Raw genomic sequence first — 19,877 nt, 5'->3', positions numbered from 1 at the left:
AAATAATACTGCATCCGGTTGATAAATCTATACTTATATAAGTAGACGCTAAAAAACCCCGACTACATTTATATAGTCAGGGCTTAGTTGCTATATTATCTATTAAGTTATAAAACACTAATTTTTTTAGTCAGCTCTTTTAGTATAACCCAGCCTAGAGCTAAAGTCAAATCTTTTTGAACCAGGTCCAAAGCGCCCGATTTGGACCTGGTTCAAAAGAAATAATTCACATATTAATTAAATTTTTAGGCAGGAATATTTAAAGTTTAGAATAATTATAATAATAAATAAAGAACTAAATAGGAGGATTTTTATGGCACTTTTAGAATTAAATTTATTTAGTGATAGTATAGGTATGGCTTCTCCAGTTAATATTATTTTACCTGAGAAGTACAAAAAAGTAGGTAAATCTGAAAGAGATGTTATCCGAGAATTTGAAGATGAATATCCTGTATTATATCTGCTGCATGGCTTATCTGATGACCACAGCTCCTGGATGCGGCGGAGTTCAATAGAAAGATATGCAGAAGATGCTGGACTGGCTGTGATTATGCCTAATGTTCACCGTAGTTTTTATACTGATATGGCAATGGGACAGAATTATTTTACTTACCTCAGTCAGGAGCTGCCTCAGAAATTGGGAAAAATACTGCCGCTCAGCAATAAAAGAGAAGATACATTTGTTGCCGGACTTTCAATGGGAGGCTATGGTGCTTTTAAACTCGCCTTAAATCAGCCGGAGCGTTTTACCGCTGCTGCCAGTTTATCAGGAGCCGTAAATATGGCCGAACATGTTACAAATAAAAATGAAGCAGGAGAACTCTATGAGGAATTTAAATGGATTTTTGGAGATTTAGAGAAAGTAAAGAATTCAAATAATGATTTATTTTATTTACTTAAAAGGTTAAAAGGCCGCCAGGCTGAAATTCCAAAATTATATCAGTGCTGTGGGACTGAAGACTTTTTATATCAGGATAATCAAAAATTTAAAAAATTCTGCAGCAAAAATAGTATTAAATTAAAATATGAAGAAGAAAATGCTGCCCATGAGTGGTGGTACTGGGATAAGAAAATTCAGACTGTAATTGACTGGCTGCCGCTGAAAAAATAAACCGCAACTTTAGTCTGAATGAGTTAAACAGTTAAATATATTATAAATTTAATGACAATTTTTAATTTAGCCATCGGTTTGACAGACTGGAGCCAGTTTGTTATTCTTGTTAAGGAGTTAAGCAAGCGGGTTGATTTTATCCCGCGTTATTATCAGAGTCATTTTCTTGCTGATAATAATTAAATGAACGATAATTTTAATCATAAGGTTTAGAATTTGTTCTGTGAGAACATTTTCTAAACCTTTTTTAATGCCATTAAATTTTCTGGCAAAAACCAAATAAAGAGGTGAAAATATTGAAAATAAAAGCGGAAAATCTTTATAAAGTTTTTGACGGTAAAGGCCAAAAAGAAATTGAAATGCTAAAAAACGGAAAAAGTAAAGATGATATTTTAGAAAAAACAGGTGCCACCGTCGGAATTAATAACGCCAGTTTTGAAGTAGAAGAAGGTGAGATATTTGTAATCATGGGCCTTTCTGGTAGTGGTAAATCAACTCTGCTCAGAACTTTAAATAGACTGGTTGAGCCAACAGCCGGCACTATAGAGATCGATGGAACAAATATAATGGATCTTAATAAGAACGAGCTGCGCGAGTTTAGAAAAGAAAAGTTTGGAATGGTTTTTCAAAACTTTGCCCTCTTTCCCTACCGGACAGTTTTAGAAAATGCTGAATTTGGTTTAGAAATTCAGGGAATGGACAAAGAACAGAGAAGAGAAAAAGCGATGACCGCTCTTAAGCAGGTTGGACTGGAAGGCTATGAGGACCAGAAACCTGATCAACTCAGTGGTGGAATGCAGCAGCGAGTTGGTCTTGCCAGAGCACTGGCTGTAGATACAGATATTCTGCTGATGGATGAGCCATTTAGTGCCCTTGACCCATTGATCAAAAAAGATATGCAGGATAAGCTTTTAGACTTATATGAACATATAGATAAAACCATTGTCTTTATTACTCATGACCTGGATGAGGCACTAAAACTTGGTGATAGAATTGCAATTATGAAAGATGGAGAAATTGTTCAGGTAGGTAATCACGAAGAGATTCTGACAAACGCTGAAAATGATTATGTAGCTGAATTTGTTCAGGATGTTAACCGTTCCCGTGTTTTAACTGCTGAAGATATTATGGATAAAGCGAGAGCTGTGCTCTATAAGCAGGATGGGTTAAGAACTGCACTCCATAAAATGAGACATAATGAGCTGGGCAGTATTTTTGTGCTAGGTGAAAACAGAAAATACAGAGGAATTGTTACCATCGAAGATGTTGTTGAATCCTTGAATAAAGACAAGGAAAATTTAGATGAAATTATTAAAGAGGTTCCAATTGCTGAGCCAGAAGAAAGTGTCAACGATTTATTCTCAAAAATTGCAGATATAGATACACCTCTGCCTGTGCTTGATGAAAATGATAAATTAAAGGGAATAATTGTTAAAACAAATGTGGTAGCAAATCTGGCATCAGAAAAAGTTTAAACTTTAATTTAGCTTAATTTTAAACTTTTATATAAATTTGCTAATTCAGTTTAGGTTAAATTAATAAATAATATCTCTGGAGGGATATAAATGTATAAGAAAAAATTAATTTCAACTTTACTAATCGTTCTACTAGGATTTGGACTATTTGCTGCAGTACCACAGGCTCAGGCAGCAGAAGATACAATTAGGTTTGGTTATGTTCAGTGGCCTGGAGTTACCGTTAAAACTCATGTAGCAGCAAAAGTTGCAGAGTATCTGGGCTATGAAACTGAAATGACAGCTGCTCCAGAAACAGTAATTTTTAAAAGTTTAGAAAACAAAGATCTGGATGTATTCCTGGGTAACTGGCTGCCGACAATGGAGAAAACATTTAGTGAATATCAGAAAAAAGGTGTGCTTCATAATGTACGTGTGAATTTAGAAGATGTAGTATATAAAACCGCTGTACCTGAATATGTATATGAAGCCGGAGTAAAATCTATGTCAGATTTAAAAGAATATGCTGATAAGTTTGGCAGTAAGATATATGGTCTTGAACCCGGTAATGCAGGAAATATTGTTATTCAGGATGCCATTAAAAATAACAACTATGGCTTAAAAGATTGGACTCTGCAGTCTAGTTCAACAGCTGGAATGCTTTCAGCAGTTAAAAGAGCAGTTAATAGCAAAGAATGGATTGCATTTAACGGCTGGAAACCACACTATATGAACCTGATGTTCGATTTAAAATATCTTGATGATCCTGAAGGTATTTGGGGTAAAAGCGACAGTGTTTATACTGTAGCTAGAAAGGGTTATCAGGAAGAGAACCCTAATTTTTATAAATTATTAGAACAGTTTAAGGTAACTGCACCCATTCAAAATGTCTGGATTGATGAATATCAAAACAAAGGACGTCAGCCTGAAAAAATTGCCGAAGAGTGGATTGCAAATAACTTAGATATTGTAAATCAGTGGGTATTCGGAGTCAAAAGTACTGATGGAAGAATGGCCAGAAAAGTAATTGCAGAAAAAGTTAGCAGTAAATAACTAAGAAAATATAGATGCTTTATTTTAAAAATATATTAGACTGAAAAATTTATCATAATAAATGCTGGTGGTATCAAAATGATACCGCCAGTTAAAATTTAATAAGGATGTGATTATTATTAACACTATTATAGAATTTTTTACAACCAAAATTCCAATCGGGAATTGGATAGAAAATTTGGTTAACTTTTTAATAAATAATTTCAGCGGACCTTTAAATAGTTTTTCTTCAATTATAGAGATAATTGTTGGTTCAGTGGAAACAGTTTTATCCTATCCACATCCTCTAGTTTTGATAGCGATTTTTGCAGCTGCTGCCTGGAAGCTTAAGGGGAAAAGACTGGCAGTTTTTGTGGGTCTTGGACTGGGACTTGTATTGAATATTGGAATGTGGGAACCTTTAGTTATAACACTGGCCTCAATTATTACCTCAGTTTTAGTTGCACTTATAATTGGTATTCCGATTGGGATTTTAAAAGCTCACAATAAAATAATTGACTTAATAACCAGACCAATTTTAGACTTCATGCAGACAATTCCTCCTTTTGTTTATTTAATTCCGGCACTGATGTTCTTCGGCCTGGGAAATGTTTCGGGAGTAATTGCCACAGTTGTTTTTGCAATTGCACCTCCAATCAGATTGACTTATTTAGGAATTAAACAGGTGGATGAAGAGTTAGAAGAAGCAGGTCATGCTTTTGGGGCAAACTGGTGGCAGATTTTATTTAAAATTGAACTGCCGGGAGCAATGCCTTCGATTATGATGGGGATTAATCAGTGTATTATGCTTTCCTTATCAATGGTTGTAATCGCGGCAATGATTGGAGCCGGCGGGCTTGGTAAACCTGTTTTAAGATCTTTAAATACAGTTAACATTGGATTAGGATTTGAAGCTGGTCTTGGAGTTGTGATTATCGCAATGGTGCTTGATAGAATGTTTGGTAGAGATTCATAATCAAGCTGGAAGATAAAGTTGAAAGCAGCTTTAAAAGTAAATCATTAAAATCATAAATTATTTAAGCTAAAAAAATCCCGCTCAGCATTAATTTGCCAGGCGGGATTTTAGTGTTTCAATTTATTTCTAATTTTAATTAATTATTTCATTTAAACTACACCCTGATCTAACATTGCATTTGCAACTTTTAGGAAACCGGCAATATTAGCTCCTGCAACCAGGTCACCTTCCATACCGTATTCTTTAGCAACTGCACTTGCATCTTTATAAATACCAACCATTATTTTCTGCAGCTCCTGATCAACCTTATCAAATGTCCACTCATCGAACATTGCGTTTTGAGTCATTTCGATAGCAGAAGTTGCAACACCACCAGCATTGGCAGCTTTACCGGGAATATAGAAGAGATCATTATCTTTAACCAGCTTAATAGCTTCTGGAGTTAAAGGCATATTTGCACCCTCACCAATTGCAATTACTCCATTATCAATTAATTTCTGGGCTCCCTCTGCGTCCATTTCATTTTGAGTTGCACAGGGAAGAGCTATGTCACAGTCAACTGACCAGATATCACTGCAGTTATCATAGTATTCGGCATCAGGATATTCTTCTAAATATTCCTTAATTCTGCCGCGGTCAACTTCCTTGATTTCTTTAACCAGATCAAGGTCGATTCCGTTTTCATCATATAAATAACCGGAGGAATCACTCATTGCTACAACTGTAGCTCCCAGCTGAGTTATTTTTTCATTAGCATAGATAGCAACATTACCGGAACCGGAAATAACAACTTTTTTATCATTTAAAGAAATTTTATTTTCCTTAAGCATTTCTTCCAGTATGTAGACTAAACCATAACCTGTAGCTTCAGTCCTGACCAGACTTCCACCCCAGTCTAAACCTTTACCAGTTAAAACTCCTGCCTCATATCTATTTTTAATTCTTTTGTACTGTCCAAAGAGATAACCAATTTCTCGGCCGCCAACACCAATGTCTCCAGCCGGAACATCAGTTTTATCTCCAATATGGCGGGCCAGCTCAGTCATGAAACTCTGACAGAAGCGCATAACTTCCTGGTCAGATTTACCCTTAGGATCAAAATCACTTCCACCCTTACCGCCACCAATAGGGCGACCGGTTAGAGCATTTTTAAAGATCTGTTCAAAACCTAAAAACTTTACTATACCTGTATACACTGAAGGATGAAATCTTAGTCCACCTTTATAAGGTCCCAGGGCTGAATTGAATTCAATTCTAAAACCACGATTGACATGGGTTTTTCCATTATCATCGACCCAGGGAACACGGAAGATGATCTGTCTTTCCGGCTCAACAATTCTTTCTAAAATTCCATTTTCTTCGTATTCAGGATGTTTATCAAAAACCGGATTTAAAGATTCTAAAACTTCTTCAACAGCCTGATGAAATTCAACTTCACCTGGATTTCTGTTCTTTACCATTTCTAAAATTCGCTCAGTATAATTGCTCATGCTTCTCACTCCTCAAAAATTTTTTATCATTAAACTATCACAAATTAATCTTAATATAAATTTCACTTAAAATCAATTAAAACAGTCAAAGTTTTGAGTGTATACAAGGATACTTCTTTAGTGCTTTAACTTGACAGTCGAGCTTTAGATTAATATAATCAATTAGTAAGAGCAATATATTTCCTGGGAGGATAAAATTTGAAAACAAGAGAACTTACCCATACAGCAATCAGTTTATCATTAATTACTATTTCTTTTATTCTTTTTAAAGGAACGACCAATGTCTTTAATGCAGTTACTGTTCCTACAATTTTATATCTAAATTATTCCAAGTTTAGTCTCAGAGAATATACTACTTTAGTTCTACTTAACTTTATTATGGCCTTACTTTTCTTTTTTCAGCAGTTATTTTTTATTTTCTTCTATGCTGTAATGGCTGTTTTAATCAAAAGAATTTTAAGGCAAAACTACAGTAAATTCTTTAGTTTTTTGATCTTAGCTGTCGGCTTTGGAGGCGGTTTTTATTTTACTTTAACTCTAACCGATACAATTTTAGGGACGGCGCTGAGAAATGTGCTGGCTTCAGTGGCTGCCGGTAATCCAATTTTATTATTACTACTTTACAGTTTTACTTCTAGCTTTGTTGCTGCTGCTCTTATTTTGATTATTCCGGAAATAGATAAGAGGCTATAAAGGCTATTACTTGAAGCTAGAAATTTAGTGAGAAAAATTATCAGTTATTTCTTGACAACTTTTCTTCAATTATATATACTTAAACAAAGTTATAAAGATAATAAATTTCAATAGGAAAATGCCTCATCACTTCTGGTGAGGTAGAGGCGCAAATTTTGATCAGTATTCTGCCGGCTTAAGCTTAAACCGCTGCTGCAGAAGAAAGGCTAATTTGCCGAAGTTTTCAGCCAGGGTTTAATGGCTGTCTGCTGGGTCTGTATAAAAAATATACAGAACTGTCATTAAGAGTTTATCCAGACTTTTAATGTTGAGCTATCTCAAAAGATGGAAGAGGTGATTTCTCTGAATTAGTATTTAACTCAGCGATTTCGCTGAGTTTTTGTTATCTATAGATATTTTTCTTTTGCCAGCAAATTGTGATAAAATAATTTTAGACAATAATTTAAAAATGGAGTAGATTTATGAAAACAATAACTATACCTGAAGTAAAAATTAGAGAGACAGTTAACGAATATGGAACTCCTTTTCATATTTATGACGAAAGGACAATTGTAGACCGTTTAAATAGACTGATCAGTGCCTTTAGCTGGGTGGATTTTAAGGAGTATTTTGCCATTAAGGCCAATCCCAACCCTCATATTTTAAAGGTGATGAAGGAAAATAGCTGTGGAGTTGATGCAGCAACTGTGCCGGAAATTAAACTGGCAGAAGCTGCCGGCTTTAATGGTGAGGAGATAATGTTTACTTCCAATCTGACCACCATGGATGCCTATCAATATGCAGTTGACCGCGGCTGTATTATTAATATTGACTGGGCTGCAGATATTTATGAGCTTTTTGAAAATAAGATAATACCGGATAATATCTGTTTTAGACTAAACCCCGGCTCAATTGAAAATGAAATAATGGGTGATTCCAAAGAGTCAAAATTTGGTTCAACTGCAGAACAGATTAAAGAAGCGGTGGCTTTTTTGAGTGAGCAGGGAATCGACTCAATTGGACTGCACACTATGGTAGTTTCTAATGAAAACGACCCACAGATTTTTGGTGAATATACAGAAATGCTTTTCAATTTTGCCAGAGAGATAATTGAAGAATATCAAGTTGAAATTGACTTCATTAATATTGGGGGAGGAATCGGAATACCCTATCAGGCTGAGACAGAGGTTGATGTCGAAGCGATTGCAGGTGCAGTTAATGAATCATACGATAAAGTTTTAAAGTCAAATGGACTGCAGCCTAAAATTTATATGGAATCAGGCCGCTACATTACCGGAGAGTCAGGCTATTTAGTAACCAGGGTGATCAAGGAAAAAGAAACTTATAAAAACTACCTGGGTGTAGATGCTTCAATGTCTGATTTAATGAGGCCTGCCATGTACAGAAGCTATCACCATTTAACAAATATTGATGCAGAAGCCAGAGGAGAAGATAAATTTGAAGAATATGATGTAATCGGCTCCCTCTGTGAAAATAATGATAAGTTTGCAATTGACCGCAGGCTGCCGCTAAGTAAACTGGGTGACCTACTGGTTATTCACGATACGGGTGCTCACGGACACGCAATGGGTTTTAATTATAATGGTATGCTCAGAAATGGAGAGTTTTTATACACAACTGACGGTGAGGTTAAACAGATCAGGCGGGATGAGACTTTTGAAGATTACACAACTACTGTAATAGGAGGCTATTAATATGTTTAAAGGTGTAGGTACGGCGTTAATTACTCCTTTTAAGGACAACGGTGAAGTTGATTACGAGCTTTTTGATAAGATTTTGGACCATCAATTAGAAAATGAAGTTGATGCTCTGGTTGTGCTGGGAACAACTGGGGAATCACCTACCGTTCATTTAGAAGAAAGAAGACTGCTAACAGAAATGGCAGTTAGCAAGGCTGATGGTAAGGTGCCGGTAATTGTTGGAACTGGAACCAATGATACCTCTAAGGTTGTTGAAATGAATGAGCTGGCAGCAGAAAATGGTGCTGATGGACTCTTAATAGTAACCCCTTATTATAATAAAACAAGCCAGCAGGGTTTAATTGACCACTACACATATGTGGCCAGAAAAACTGAGCTGCCGATCATTGCCTATAATGTTCCTTCCCGAACCGGAGTTAATATTGAGCCGGAAACTTTTAAGAAAATGTCCGAAATGGAAGATAATATTGCAGCCATCAAAGAAGCCAGTGGTGATATGAGCCAGATTTTAAATGTGATTGAGCTGGTCAGAGCCAATAAAACAATTCTTTCCGGCAATGATGACCAGGCTTTACCGCTGATGATGTCCGGAGGCAGTGGAGTTATCTCTGTATTTTCTAATTTACTGCCGGGTGTAATGAAAAAAATCACTTCTCATATTTTAGCTGAGGATTATCAGGCAGCCAGAGACCTACATTATAAATACTTAAAACTAATGCGCTTAATATTTGTTGATGTTAATCCAATTCCAATTAAATTTGCGATGCAGCAGCTTGGGCTCTCCAATAATAATCTGCGACGTCCCTTAGTTAATTTAAGTAAAGAGCATCAGCAGTTAATCTTAACAGAAATGAAGGAGCTTGATATAGTATGAAGTATGGAATTATAGGATATTCAGGCCGGATGGGCCAGGCAATAGAAGAATTATTTTCTGAAGCCGGTTACGAGCTGGTCTATCAGAAAGATGAAAACGGTGAAAAAGAAATAGAAAAGCCGGAAGTGATTATCGATTTTTCTTTAAAAGAAGCCTTTTCTGATACAGTCAGAGTGATTGAAGAAAAAGAGGTGCCGCTGGTTATAGGAACAACTGGACTTGATGAAGAAGATTTTACTAAGTTGGATCAACTGGCAGAAAAAGCACCGGTGATTCAGAGCTTTAACTTTTCGATTGGTATTAATATCTTATCTGAACTGATCAAAAAGGTAAATCAGTATGTGGACCAGGACTGGGATATTGAAATTTCCGAAACTCACCACCGTTTTAAAAAGGATAAACCATCCGGAACAGCAATTATGCTGGGAGATCTTCTGGATAGAGAGGTAGAAATGCATTCTAAAAGACTGGGATCAGAGTTTGGGGAACACGAAGTTGACTTTGCCAGTACCGGTGAGGTGCTGACTTTAAAGCACAGAGCTTACTCAAGAGAGGCTTTTACCAGAGGTGTCTTAATGAGTGCTGAGGCAATTTTAGAGCTTGATCCTGGTTTTTATACATTCAGTCAAATTTTAAGTGATCAATCTTAAGACAAAATGATAAATTTAATAAAAAGATATAAGTGGAGGCAAAAAAATGAATTCTTACGATTTAATTGACTATATTTCAAATTCAACTAAAAAAACACCTATTAAGTTTTATATCCAGGGTGAAGGATTAAAAGAAGTTTTAAGCAGCTACGAATATTATGGTGATGACAGCTCCGGCGTTGTTTTTTGTGAGCTGAAAGAAGCAGAATCTTTAAAAGAAAAGCTGGGCGATAAATTAACTCAGTCCAGAATTGAAATGGACAGATTAAATTCTGCTATTCCGTTAGCTGATTACAGCCAGTACAACTGCCGCATAGAGCCAGGGGTACATATCCGGGATCAGGTTGAAATTGGTGATGGCTGTGTTTTAATGATGGGAGCAGTAATCAACATTGGGGCTAAGATTGGCGCCAATACAATGATTGATATGAATACAGTGCTCGGAGGACGGGCGACTGTTGGTGACAACTGCCATATCGGTGCGGGAACTGTGCTGGCTGGAGTAATTGAGCCGCCGAGTGCTGACCCGGTTGTTGTGGAAGATAATGTCCTAATCGGTGCCAATGCAGTTGTTTTAGAAGGAGTTCAGATCGGTGAAGGTGCTGTAATTGCAGCAGGCTCAATTGTAATTGATGATGTACCTGCAGGCGCTGTTTATGCCGGTGCTCCTGCTAAAAAGATTAAGGATGTAGATGACAAGACAAAACAGAAAACTGAAGTAATGGCCAGTCTGCGTCAGCTGTAAATAGCTATAAATAAAAATAGATTAGATTATGATTTATTAAAAATCATTCTAAATTAAGTTATAAAAACTTAAAAGTATAAATTCTAAGCTGGCTGGATTTATTCTGGTCAGCTTTTAAATAGGCAGGAATATAAATTTCCCCAAATAATTTTAAAAAGGGTGTATTAAAATGCGTTATTTAGAACTTTATAACAGTTATGATTTTACAATCGAGAAGGCAGAAGGAGTATATATCTACGATCAGGAAGGCAATAAATACTTTGATACCTTTGCGGGCATTGGTGTAATGGCCTTAGGCCACAGCCACCCTGAAGTTGTGGATGCAATCAGTGATAAACTGCATAAATATGCACATACATCTAATTATTTTTTGGACCAGGATACAGAAAGAGTAGCTGAGTTAATAACTGACCCTGGTGATAAAGCATTTTTTGTTAATTCTGGGACCGAGGCAACTGAGCTTGCTTTAAAGATTATTAAAAAGAAAATTGGAGAAGGCAAGATACTATTTTTCAGCAATTCTTTCCACGGCAGAAGCCTGGGAGCACTTTCGGTTAATGGTTTCCCCGGGATCAGAGATCAGTTTAAGCCTCTGCTGCCGGATACAATCGAAGCTGAGTTTAATGATCTTGAGAGTCTAAAAGAGACTGCAGCTCAAAACCCTGATATCAAGGCAGTGTTTTTTGAACCACTGCAGGGCTCTGGTGGAGTTCAGCCGGCATCAGCAGAATTTGTAGCTGAATTAAATAAGAAGATTGATCAGAATAACTGGATTCTGGCGGTTGATGAGGTTCAGGCCGGTCTTTACAGAACAGCAGAAAGATATTCCTACGAACACTTTGATCTTAAACCTGATTTAATTACTGCTGCTAAAGCACTTGGTGGTGGTCTACCTCTGGGTGCTGTGGTTATGAAGGGAGAAATGACCGAGGTTTTAGAACCAGGTGATCACGGCTCAACCTTTGCTCCCAACCCACTGGCCTTAAGAGGGGCAAAAGTGGTGCTGGAAAAATTAGAGACAATGGAAGATTCAATTGCTGAAAGAGGAGAATATTTTTTAAATAAATTAAAAGAACTTGAATCCGATAAGATTAAAGAAGTTAGAGGAATTGGCTTAATGCTTGGAATTGAACTAAAAGAAGAAATTCCTGATTTAAGAGATCAGGCTCAGGCAGAAGGAGTTCTGCTTAATATAGTTAAAGGTAAAGTGATCCGCTTTTTACCGGCACTTAATATTACTAAATTTGAAATTGATGAACTGGTAGAAAAATTGAAAAAAATAATTTAGATGGTACCGGGTACCTGGATAATATTTCCAGAAACCCGGTTTTTTTGAATTAGTTGGCTTTTAAGTTCTAAAAATCAGGCATTTCATCAATAGCATTTTTCTTTTCTTCAGTGTCGACATGGGTGTAAATCTGGGTTGTAGAAAGATTGGCATGCCCCAAAAGGTCCTGCAGTATCTTGATATCCTTTGTCTGTCTGTAAAGAGTAGAAGCAAAAGTATGGCGGAGTTTGTGAGGAGTAATTTTATCAGCTCTACTTAAACCTGCTTTTTTAGCATATTTTTTAACAAAAAGCTGAATAGTTCGTGGACTGATCCTTCTGCCGTGGCGTGAAATAAAAACTGCCTGCCTGGCATCACTGTCCTTAATTTTAATCGAATTTCTCTCCCGCATATAGCGCCTGATTGCTAGAACAACATCATTATGCAGCGGCACATAGCGCTCCTTTTTGCCCTTACCGTAAAACTTAATTGAACCATCTTCAAAATCAATATTGTCAAAATCTAAATTAACAAGCTCAGAAATCCGGAGGCCAGCATAGAGGAAGAGCTTAACTATGGCCAGATCCCGCAGGCGGTTGATACCACCATGCTCATCAATTGCCTGAATAAATTTCTGAGCTTCTTTAAGCTTTAAATAAATCGGCTCCAGCCTGTTATCAGTTTTGCTGCTTTCTATCGCCTCAGCCGGGTTTTTGGTCACAATCCCGTAGTGGAGAAGATACTTATAAAAAGAACGGACAGCAAAGAGTTTCCGATTTCTAGTAACCGCCTTATTGTCATTAATAATCACTGCATCAGCCAGAAACTCCGAGATATCAAGCCGATCAACCTCATCCGGTTTAAAACCTTCCTCAAAATCTAATTCTTCCCTCAGATATTTATGTAATTGATGCAGATCACTGTCATATTCCTTAATTGTCAGCTGAGAATATCCTTTTTCCACATTAAGATATTTTTTGAATTTATTTAAAGCCTGTAAAAAATTAAGTTGAGAAATTTTAATCACTTCCTTTGGTTTGTGCTTTTTTTCTTTTTAACCAGGTCTAAATAAGCTTATTTGGACCTGGTACCTATATATATTATATTCAATTAAAAAGATTAATTTCCTCTATTTTTACTCTTGACCTTCTCTGACCTTTGTACTATAATTATTATAGAAACGAAATTATAAAAATAAATTAAAACTGAATATTTTAGTTCAAAGGAGGAATAAAAAGATGGATATGGAAAAGTTTACACGCAAGGCACAGCAAAGTCTGGTAGAGGCACAGAATGTTGCTAAAGACTATCAGCATCAGGAAATCTTTCCTTCTCATTTATTTAAAGCTTTATTAAACCAGGATGACGGAATTGTAATTCCACTACTGCAGAAGGCAGAAGCTAATCTAAAAGAACTAAAGGCAGAAAACGAAAAACTGCTCAAAAAACTACCACAGGTATATTCAGAGCAGAGTGGGCAGGCCTATATGTCCCATCAGCTTAACGATATTATGCGGGAGGCTGAAAAACAGGCAGACGCTCTTGGAGATCAGTATATTTCAACCGAGCATTTTCTGCTGGCAATTTTAAGAGAGCGCAAAACCGAGCTGGGGAAAATGCTCTATGAGAAGAATTTAAATTACAATGACTTAAAGCAGATTATTCAGGAAGTCCGGGGCGGAGATAAAATTGATTCCCAGCAGGGAGAAGAAGGTTTCCATGTTTTAGAAAAATATACAATTGATATTACCGAGCAGGCCAAAAATGGTAAGTTGGATCCGGTAATCGGCCGTGATAACTTAATCAGAAGAGTGATGCAGGTTTTATCCCGCCGCCGTAAAAACAATCCGGTTTTAATCGGTGATCCAGGTGTTGGTAAAACTGCCATTGTCGAAGGGCTGGCCCAGAGAATTATTAATGGTGATGTTCCCGAAGGCTTGAAGAAGAAAAAAGTGATTTCCCTTGATATGGGTTCCCTGGTTGCTGGAACCAAATTTAGAGGTGAATTTGAAGAAAGATTAAAGTCAGTCTTAAAGGAGATTAAAAAGGCTGAAGGTCAGATCATTCTCTTTATTGATGAGATGCACACCCTGGTTGGCGCAGGAGCTACTGAAGGTTCAATGGATGCAGCCAACCTTTTAAAACCAGCCCTGGCTCGGGGTGAGCTGCACTGTGTTGGAGCAACTACTCTAGCTGAATATAAAAAGCATATCGAAAAAGATGCCGCTTTAGAGCGCAGATTTCAGCCGGTACAGGTTTCAGAGCCGGATATTGAAGACACAGTTTCAATTTTAAGAGGTTTAAAAGAAAAGTATGAGATTCATCACGGAATAAAAATTACTGATAATGCAATTGTTGCTGCTGCCAAACTTTCAGATCGCTATCTGACAGAAAGATTTCTGCCGGATAAGGCAATAGACTTGATTGACGAGGCGGCTTCTAAAATCAGAATTGAAATCGACTCGATGCCGATAGAGATTGATGAACTCGACCGCAGAGTTAGAAGACTGGAAACAGAAAAGGAGGCCTTGAAAAATGAAGATACAGATGAGGCTCAGGAGCAGCTGGAAGAGATTGAAGTAAAACTGCAGGAATTAAAGGATCAGCGTGATCCCCTGCGCTTAAAATGGAAAAACGAGAAAGACCAGCTGGCTAAAATGCAGGAGCTGAAAGAAAAAATTGAGCAGATTGAATATCGGGCTGAAGCTGCCGAAAGAGAGGCCAATTATGAGGAAGCAGCCCGACTCCGCTATGGTGAGTTAAATGAGCTGCGTAAGGAGCTGGCCGAGGTCAGTAAAAAGGTAGAGGAATCACAAAAAGATGCCACCCATCTGGTTAAAGAAGAAGTAACAGAAGAGGATATAGCAGAAATTGTGTCCCTCTGGACTGATATTCCACTGCAGAAGCTGATGGAGGAAGAAAAGGAAAAACTGATTCACTTAGAAGATGAATTAGAAAAACGTGTTGTCGGCCAGCATGATGCCGTTAAAGCAGTCAGCAACGCAATTCGCCGCTCGCGCACAGGTCTTCAGGATGCCAATCGACCACTTGCTTCCTTTATGTTTATGGGACCAACTGGTGTAGGTAAAACTGAGCTGGCCAAAACTCTGGCGGAATACCTCTTTGATGATGAAAGAGCGCTGACCAGAATTGACATGTCTGAGTACATGGAAAGACATGCAGTTTCCAAACTAATCGGTTCACCTCCCGGCTATGTCGGTTTTGAAGAAGGTGGACAGCTGACGGAAAAAGTGAGGCGCAATCCTTATTCTGTAATTTTATTTGATGAGATCGAAAAGGCTCATCCTGATGTCTTCAATATTCTGCTCCAGATTCTTGATGATGGAGTCTTAACTGATAGTCAGGGTAAGGAAGTTGATTTTAGAAATACAGTTATTATTATGACTTCCAATGTAGGATCCCAGTATATTCAGGATTTAGATGATGAAGTCAAAATTAAAGAAGAAATTGATGAGGCCCTCAAGGGGCAGTTTAGACCTGAGTTCTTAAATAGAATCGACGAAAAGATTATTTTCCACTCCTTAAGCAGGGAAGATATCTTTAAGATTATTGATATTCAGATTTCCTATCTGCAGGATAACCTATCTGAACAGGATATAGAAATTGATTTAACAAGGGCAGCCAAAGAGGAGCTCTTAGAACTCGGCTTTGATCCCGCCTATGGTGCTCGACCTTTAAGAAGAGTTATTCAAAATCAGATTAAAGATGAGCTGGCAATGCTTCTCTTAGAAGAAATAATTAAAGAAGGAGATAGAGTAGAAGTCGATTTTGAAAATGGTGAATTTAAATTTAATAATTAATTCAACAGAATTTGAGCAAAAACAAATAATTAAAAGTGCAGACCGGTTAATTGCTGGTCTGCTTTTTGCTTTTGATGAAGGAAAATATTAATTTATCACGAAGTATAATTACTGTACATAAATTATAAATTAAGCAATAGATACTAAAATGTGAGGTTTTTAAATGTCTAAAGAAAAGAAAAATATCAGATTATTTATTTTTGTCACTGCTTTTTACTGGTTTTCAATGTATGCCTATATTCCAACCTTTTCTCCCTACATAGAATCACTTGGGGCATCACATATAATGATCGGTCTAATTCTGGGTTCCTATGGTTTTACTCAAATGCTGATTCGAATTCCACTGGGAATCTATTCGGATAGGATTAATAAGAAAAAGATTTTTGTCAATATCGGCATTTTGCTCAGCCTGATCAGCACCACCGGCATGTGGTTTGCTGAGACACCGGCTTTAATTTTAGTTTTTCGCTCTCTGGCAGGAGCATCTGCCGCCACCTGGGTCAGCTTTACTGTTCTTTTTTCTTCCTATTTTAAAGATGATGATACTGCTCATGCAATCGGAATTATCAATGCTTCTAATAAATCCGGGCAGGTTGTTGGAATGCTTTTAGGTGGTATAATCGCTCAGATACTGGGCCAGCAGTTTCCATTTTTACTGGCTGCAGCCGGGGCAGTTATTGGCTTTAGCTTAAGTCTAAAAGTTGATGAAAAGAAAGATATCGATCATCAGGCAATTACTTTTAAAGAAATTTTAAAAGTAGCCAGAAACAAAAGCCTCTTAACCGTTTCTTTTCTGGCGATTTTAATGATGATGATTTCGCATTCTACCACCTTTGGTTTTATTCCGGTCGCTGCCAAAAATCTGGGTGCAACTAGTTTTCACCTGGGTCTTTTAACAACCATTACGACTATTCCGGGGATTTTGTCCTCCTATTTAAGCGGCAGTTATTTCAGCCAGCGGTTTGGAGAAAAGAATACAGTCACTTTCGGTTTTTCACTGCTTGCCTTATCCTGTCTGCTGGTACCTTTAATCAATCACCTCTATCTATTATATTTTAACCAGATGCTAAACGGCTTTGCACAGGGAATGATTTTCCCGGTTTTAATGGGGCTGAGCATCAAAAATGTAGAGGCAAACAAGAGGGGAACTGCGATGGGCTTTTTCCAGGCAATTTACGGACTGGGTATGTTTACCGGTCCAATCTTTGTGGGAACAATCAGTGATTTGGCCGGTCTCAAAATGGGTTTCTGGATGATCGGTCTGGTAGGAATTCTGGGAGCAGTCTTAACCCGCTTTTATAAAGCTAAAAAGGTATAAATGTAAAAAATTAATCAGTAGATAGAGTTAGGAAGATAATAATGAATAAAAAAGAAATTTTAAAAAAGTTAAGAAATAATAGAGCTAAAAATATAAGTATAATTGGGATAATCGAGAACTATGGCCTCAAAGAAAGTTTTCAGGCTGGAGAATCGATTTTGATTACTGTTAATACTGACCACCTCTGGTCTTATCCAGCGGCTGAAAATAAAGAGGAATTAAAAGAATTATTGGAAAAATTTCAATACCGGACTCTCTATTTTGCCTCTCTGGAAGAGTGGATGCTTCCAGTTATCAGTCAGAAGAGAGAAATCGAATGGGAATTAAAGACTGAAAGATTAATTTTACCTGAAAGAGCTGCAGTGAAAGCTGAACTGCTGCATTATAAGAGTATGAAAAATGAAAAAGGCAAAGAGCTCGAATTTAAAATCAGAGAACTTGAAGCTAAAGATGCTGATTTTATTTTTGCTCACTCCCACTATCAGGATTTTACTTCTAAAGCCTATATCAGAGAAAGAATAACAGCAGAATGCTCAGCTGGAATTATTATTAAAGGGGAACTTGCTGCCTGGGGCTTAACTCACGATGATGGCGCATTAGGATTTATTCATGTTAGAGAAGCTTTCAGGAAAAGAGGCTTTGCCCGCCTGGTTATGCAGAAGTTGATCAACGATAAAAGGAAAGGCAGGAAGGATATTTTCTTAAATGTTGAGCCTGATAATTTTAAAGCAAAAAAGTTATTCAGTTCACTGGGTTTTGAATTTGATAGAATAATCAGCTGGATTAAACTCAAAGAAAAATAGTCTTAATAAGGGAGCAAATTCTATGGGAAAACAGTTTATGAATGCAGATTCCACGGTGGACTAATCAAATAAATGGAGGGAAAGCAAGTGAAAGAAAAAGAAATTATAGAAAACACTAAAAAACCAATCACAAAAAAATCATTAGTTAAAGAGTTAAGTAAATTAGATCTAAAAGGAGAAACAGTAATTGTTCATACAGCTCTCAGCAAACTGGGCTGGGTTTGCGGAGGAGCAGTAGCTCTAATTGAAGCCCTGCAGAAGGTTATCACTTTAGAAGGAACGCTGATCATGCCTGCTCACAGTGGAGACTACTCTGAGCCTAAATACTGGGGCAATCCACCGGTGCCAGAAGAGTGGTATCAGACAATTAGAGATGAGATGCCAGCCTACCAACCAGAAAAAACACCCACCCGCGGCTTAGGTGTTACTCCAGAAATTTTTCGTAAATTTCCAGGAGTTGTAAGAAGTGATCATCCCTGTCTCTCTTTTTCAGCCTGGGGAAAGGAAGCAAAATCTATAACTTCAGATCATAAGTTGGACTATGCGCTGGGAGAAAACTCGCCTCTTGCTAAAATTTACAGGAGAGAAGGTAAAATACTATTAATCGGCGTCGGTCATGACAGTAACACATCAATGCATCTTGCTGAATACAGAGCTGAGCATGATCTTAAAATTAAAATATTTGGCTCATCACTTTTAAAAGACGGCAAAAATATCTGGACTAAATATCAGGATATAGAATTTAATGATGATCTTTTTCCTGCAATCGGAAAAGATTTTGAATCAAAACATGACTACAGCAAAGCAAAAGTTGGACTAACAGAAGCTAAATTATTTAAACAGAAAGAAATAGTTGATTTTGCAGTTGACTGGCTGGAAAAAAGAGGGGAATAGTTAGCAAATATTGTTTAGCGGCCTTTAAAAGGAGAAAAAAATGAGAGCTTTAATTTTAAATGGAGAAGAGTTGGATGGTATTAATCTGGAGCAGCATTCAAAAACAATCAATAAAGAACTGCAGGCCAATGATTTTGAGGTTGAAGAGATTTTACTAAAAGAAAAAAAGATAGCTGACTGCCTGGGCTGTTTTGACTGCTGGGTTAAAACACCTGGAATCTGTATAATTGATGATTACGGCCGAGAGGTTACAGCCAAACTGATTAATTCTGATCTTTTGGTTTTTCTGACCCCAGTTGTCTTTGGCAGTTATTCCTATCAGCTAAAAAAAGCACTGGATAGAATGATTCCTCTTATTTCTCCCTATTTTAAAAAAGTCGAGGGAGAAATCCACCATAAAAAGCGTTATTCAAAATATCCATCTATTTTAGCTGTAGGTCTTCTGAAGAAAGATAACGAAGCTCAAACTGAAATTTTTAAAGAACTGGTGGAAAGAAATGCTATTAATTTTCATTCTCCAAATTTTCAGGCAGAGGTTTTTGCTGCAGCAGATTTGGATTATCAGGAACTTAAAGATACTGTCAGTAAATTTTCAAAAAAAGTCGGTGAACAGAATGACAATTAGAAAAGCTATTTTATTAGTCGGAAGTCCAAAGGGGAAAAATAGTTCATCAGCCAGCCTGGGAACTTATCTACTCTCCAAACTTGAAAAATATGAGATTGAAACTGAATCTATTCATATTCATTCTGAGATAGCAACTAATGCGAAAGAGATTATGTTTTTAGATAAGATAGAAGAGGCAGATTTAATTATTCTGGCAGCCCCACTCTATGTTGATTGTATGCCAGCAAAAGTTATTAACCTGAATTATTCATAGCAATCACGAAATAAATTATCAGCCCTGATATATCAACTTCTATCAAAATATTGTTTTCACCCGGTGGGTGAAAGATTTTTTTGAAATTTTTCCTCTAAAAACATAGAAAAAGGAGCCCCTTTCCTTTATAATAATAGTAACCAAACCAAATTAAAAGGAGGGACTCCTAAT

The 19,877-nt window shown here is 37.0% G+C and carries 18 protein-coding genes and 1 riboswitch; of the genes, 16 read left to right on the top strand and 2 right to left on the bottom strand.

Annotated features, from left to right (window positions below):
• Positions 1–313 precede the first annotated feature (313 nt).
• From CI949_RS07280 to CI949_RS07265, 4 genes are all read left to right on the top strand, one after another.
• Positions 314–1,111 carry an alpha/beta hydrolase family protein gene (locus tag CI949_RS07280; protein ID WP_133529556.1) on the top strand — a complete coding sequence of 266 codons (798 nt, stop codon included), beginning with the start codon at positions 314–316 and terminating at the stop codon, positions 1,109–1,111.
• A gap of 293 nt (positions 1,112–1,404) precedes the next feature.
• Positions 1,405–2,586 carry a glycine betaine/L-proline ABC transporter ATP-binding protein gene (locus CI949_RS07275; protein WP_208108954.1) on the top strand — a complete coding sequence of 394 codons (1,182 nt, stop codon included), beginning with the start codon at positions 1,405–1,407 and terminating at the stop codon, positions 2,584–2,586.
• A gap of 90 nt (positions 2,587–2,676) precedes the next feature.
• Positions 2,677–3,618, top strand: a complete 942-nt coding sequence (locus CI949_RS07270) for an ABC transporter substrate-binding protein (RefSeq protein ID WP_133529554.1) — start codon at positions 2,677–2,679, stop codon at positions 3,616–3,618.
• A 112-nt stretch (positions 3,619–3,730) separates the two neighbouring features.
• Positions 3,731–4,573, top strand: coding sequence for an ABC transporter permease subunit (locus CI949_RS07265; RefSeq protein ID WP_133529654.1), 843 nt, complete (start codon positions 3,731–3,733; stop codon positions 4,571–4,573).
• Between the two features lie 149 nt (positions 4,574–4,722).
• Here CI949_RS07265 and gdhA read toward each other — a convergent pair whose 3' ends face one another.
• Positions 4,723–6,063: an NADP-specific glutamate dehydrogenase gene (gene gdhA, locus CI949_RS07260; protein ID WP_133529553.1), complete on the bottom strand. Its 1,341-nt coding sequence runs from the start codon at positions 6,061–6,063 to the stop codon at positions 4,723–4,725.
• A 198-nt stretch (positions 6,064–6,261) separates the two neighbouring features.
• On the opposite strand from gdhA, the gene CI949_RS07255 reads away from it, so the two are divergent.
• The 6 genes from CI949_RS07255 to CI949_RS07230 all read left to right on the top strand — a co-directional run bounded on the left by CI949_RS07255 (position 6,262) and on the right by CI949_RS07230 (position 12,013).
• Complete coding sequence (locus tag CI949_RS07255) at positions 6,262–6,756, top strand: hypothetical protein (RefSeq protein WP_133529552.1); 495 nt, start codon at positions 6,262–6,264, stop codon at positions 6,754–6,756.
• 133 nt (positions 6,757–6,889) lie between these two features.
• Positions 6,890–7,079, top strand: a riboswitch (Lysine riboswitch).
• A 138-nt stretch (positions 7,080–7,217) separates the two neighbouring features.
• Positions 7,218–8,450, top strand: a complete 1,233-nt coding sequence (gene lysA, locus CI949_RS07250; protein WP_133529551.1) for a diaminopimelate decarboxylase — start codon at positions 7,218–7,220, stop codon at positions 8,448–8,450.
• 1 nt (position 8,451) lies between these two features.
• A complete protein-coding gene (gene dapA / locus CI949_RS07245) occupies positions 8,452–9,330 on the top strand; it encodes a 4-hydroxy-tetrahydrodipicolinate synthase (RefSeq protein WP_133529550.1) in 879 nt (292 codons plus the stop codon).
• On the top strand, positions 9,327–9,980 hold the full coding sequence (locus tag CI949_RS07240; protein WP_290764640.1) for a 4-hydroxy-tetrahydrodipicolinate reductase: 654 nt from the start codon (positions 9,327–9,329) through the stop codon (positions 9,978–9,980). The genes dapA and CI949_RS07240 overlap by 4 nt, the downstream gene beginning before the upstream one ends.
• 46 nt (positions 9,981–10,026) lie before the next feature.
• Entirely contained in the window at positions 10,027–10,725 is a 699-nt protein-coding gene (gene dapD / locus CI949_RS07235) for a 2,3,4,5-tetrahydropyridine-2,6-dicarboxylate N-acetyltransferase (protein ID WP_290764637.1), read from the top strand.
• Positions 10,726–10,894: 169 nt separating this feature from the next.
• Entirely contained in the window at positions 10,895–12,013 is a 1,119-nt protein-coding gene (locus CI949_RS07230) for an aspartate aminotransferase family protein (RefSeq protein WP_290764634.1), read from the top strand.
• A gap of 67 nt (positions 12,014–12,080) precedes the next feature.
• Here the strand turns inward: CI949_RS07230 and xerA are convergent, their stop codons facing one another.
• Complete coding sequence (gene xerA, locus CI949_RS07225) at positions 12,081–13,019, bottom strand: site-specific tyrosine recombinase/integron integrase (protein WP_290764630.1); 939 nt, start codon at positions 13,017–13,019, stop codon at positions 12,081–12,083.
• A 211-nt stretch (positions 13,020–13,230) separates the two neighbouring features.
• Here xerA and clpB point away from each other — a divergent pair, with 211 nt between their 5' ends.
• The 6 genes from clpB to CI949_RS07195 all read left to right on the top strand — a co-directional run bounded on the left by clpB (position 13,231) and on the right by CI949_RS07195 (position 19,706).
• Entirely contained in the window at positions 13,231–15,813 is a 2,583-nt protein-coding gene (gene clpB, locus CI949_RS07220; protein WP_290764627.1) for an ATP-dependent chaperone ClpB, read from the top strand.
• Positions 15,814–15,976: 163 nt separating this feature from the next.
• Positions 15,977–17,131 carry an MFS transporter gene (locus tag CI949_RS07215; RefSeq protein WP_290764625.1) on the top strand — a complete coding sequence of 385 codons (1,155 nt, stop codon included), beginning with the start codon at positions 15,977–15,979 and terminating at the stop codon, positions 17,129–17,131.
• Between the two features lie 41 nt (positions 17,132–17,172).
• Positions 17,173–17,934, top strand: a complete 762-nt coding sequence (locus tag CI949_RS07210; RefSeq protein ID WP_290764622.1) for a GNAT family N-acetyltransferase — start codon at positions 17,173–17,175, stop codon at positions 17,932–17,934.
• Between the two features lie 87 nt (positions 17,935–18,021).
• The gene (locus CI949_RS07205; RefSeq protein WP_290764619.1) at positions 18,022–18,828 is read left to right on the top strand and encodes an aminoglycoside N(3)-acetyltransferase; all 807 of its coding nucleotides are present in this window, start codon (positions 18,022–18,024) and stop codon (positions 18,826–18,828) included.
• A 40-nt stretch (positions 18,829–18,868) separates the two neighbouring features.
• Positions 18,869–19,453, top strand: coding sequence for a flavodoxin family protein (locus CI949_RS07200; RefSeq protein ID WP_290764615.1), 585 nt, complete (start codon positions 18,869–18,871; stop codon positions 19,451–19,453).
• Positions 19,443–19,706 (top strand): NAD(P)H-dependent oxidoreductase, encoded by a 264-nt coding sequence (locus CI949_RS07195; RefSeq protein ID WP_290764612.1) that lies wholly within the window; start codon positions 19,443–19,445, stop codon positions 19,704–19,706. Before CI949_RS07200 ends, CI949_RS07195 begins: the two co-directional genes overlap by 11 nt.
• Positions 19,707–19,877: the final 171 nt, after the last annotated feature.

It is taken from the genome of Halanaerobium sp., assembly GCF_003070835.1.
This window is presented reverse-complemented; position numbering and strand designations above follow the sequence as displayed.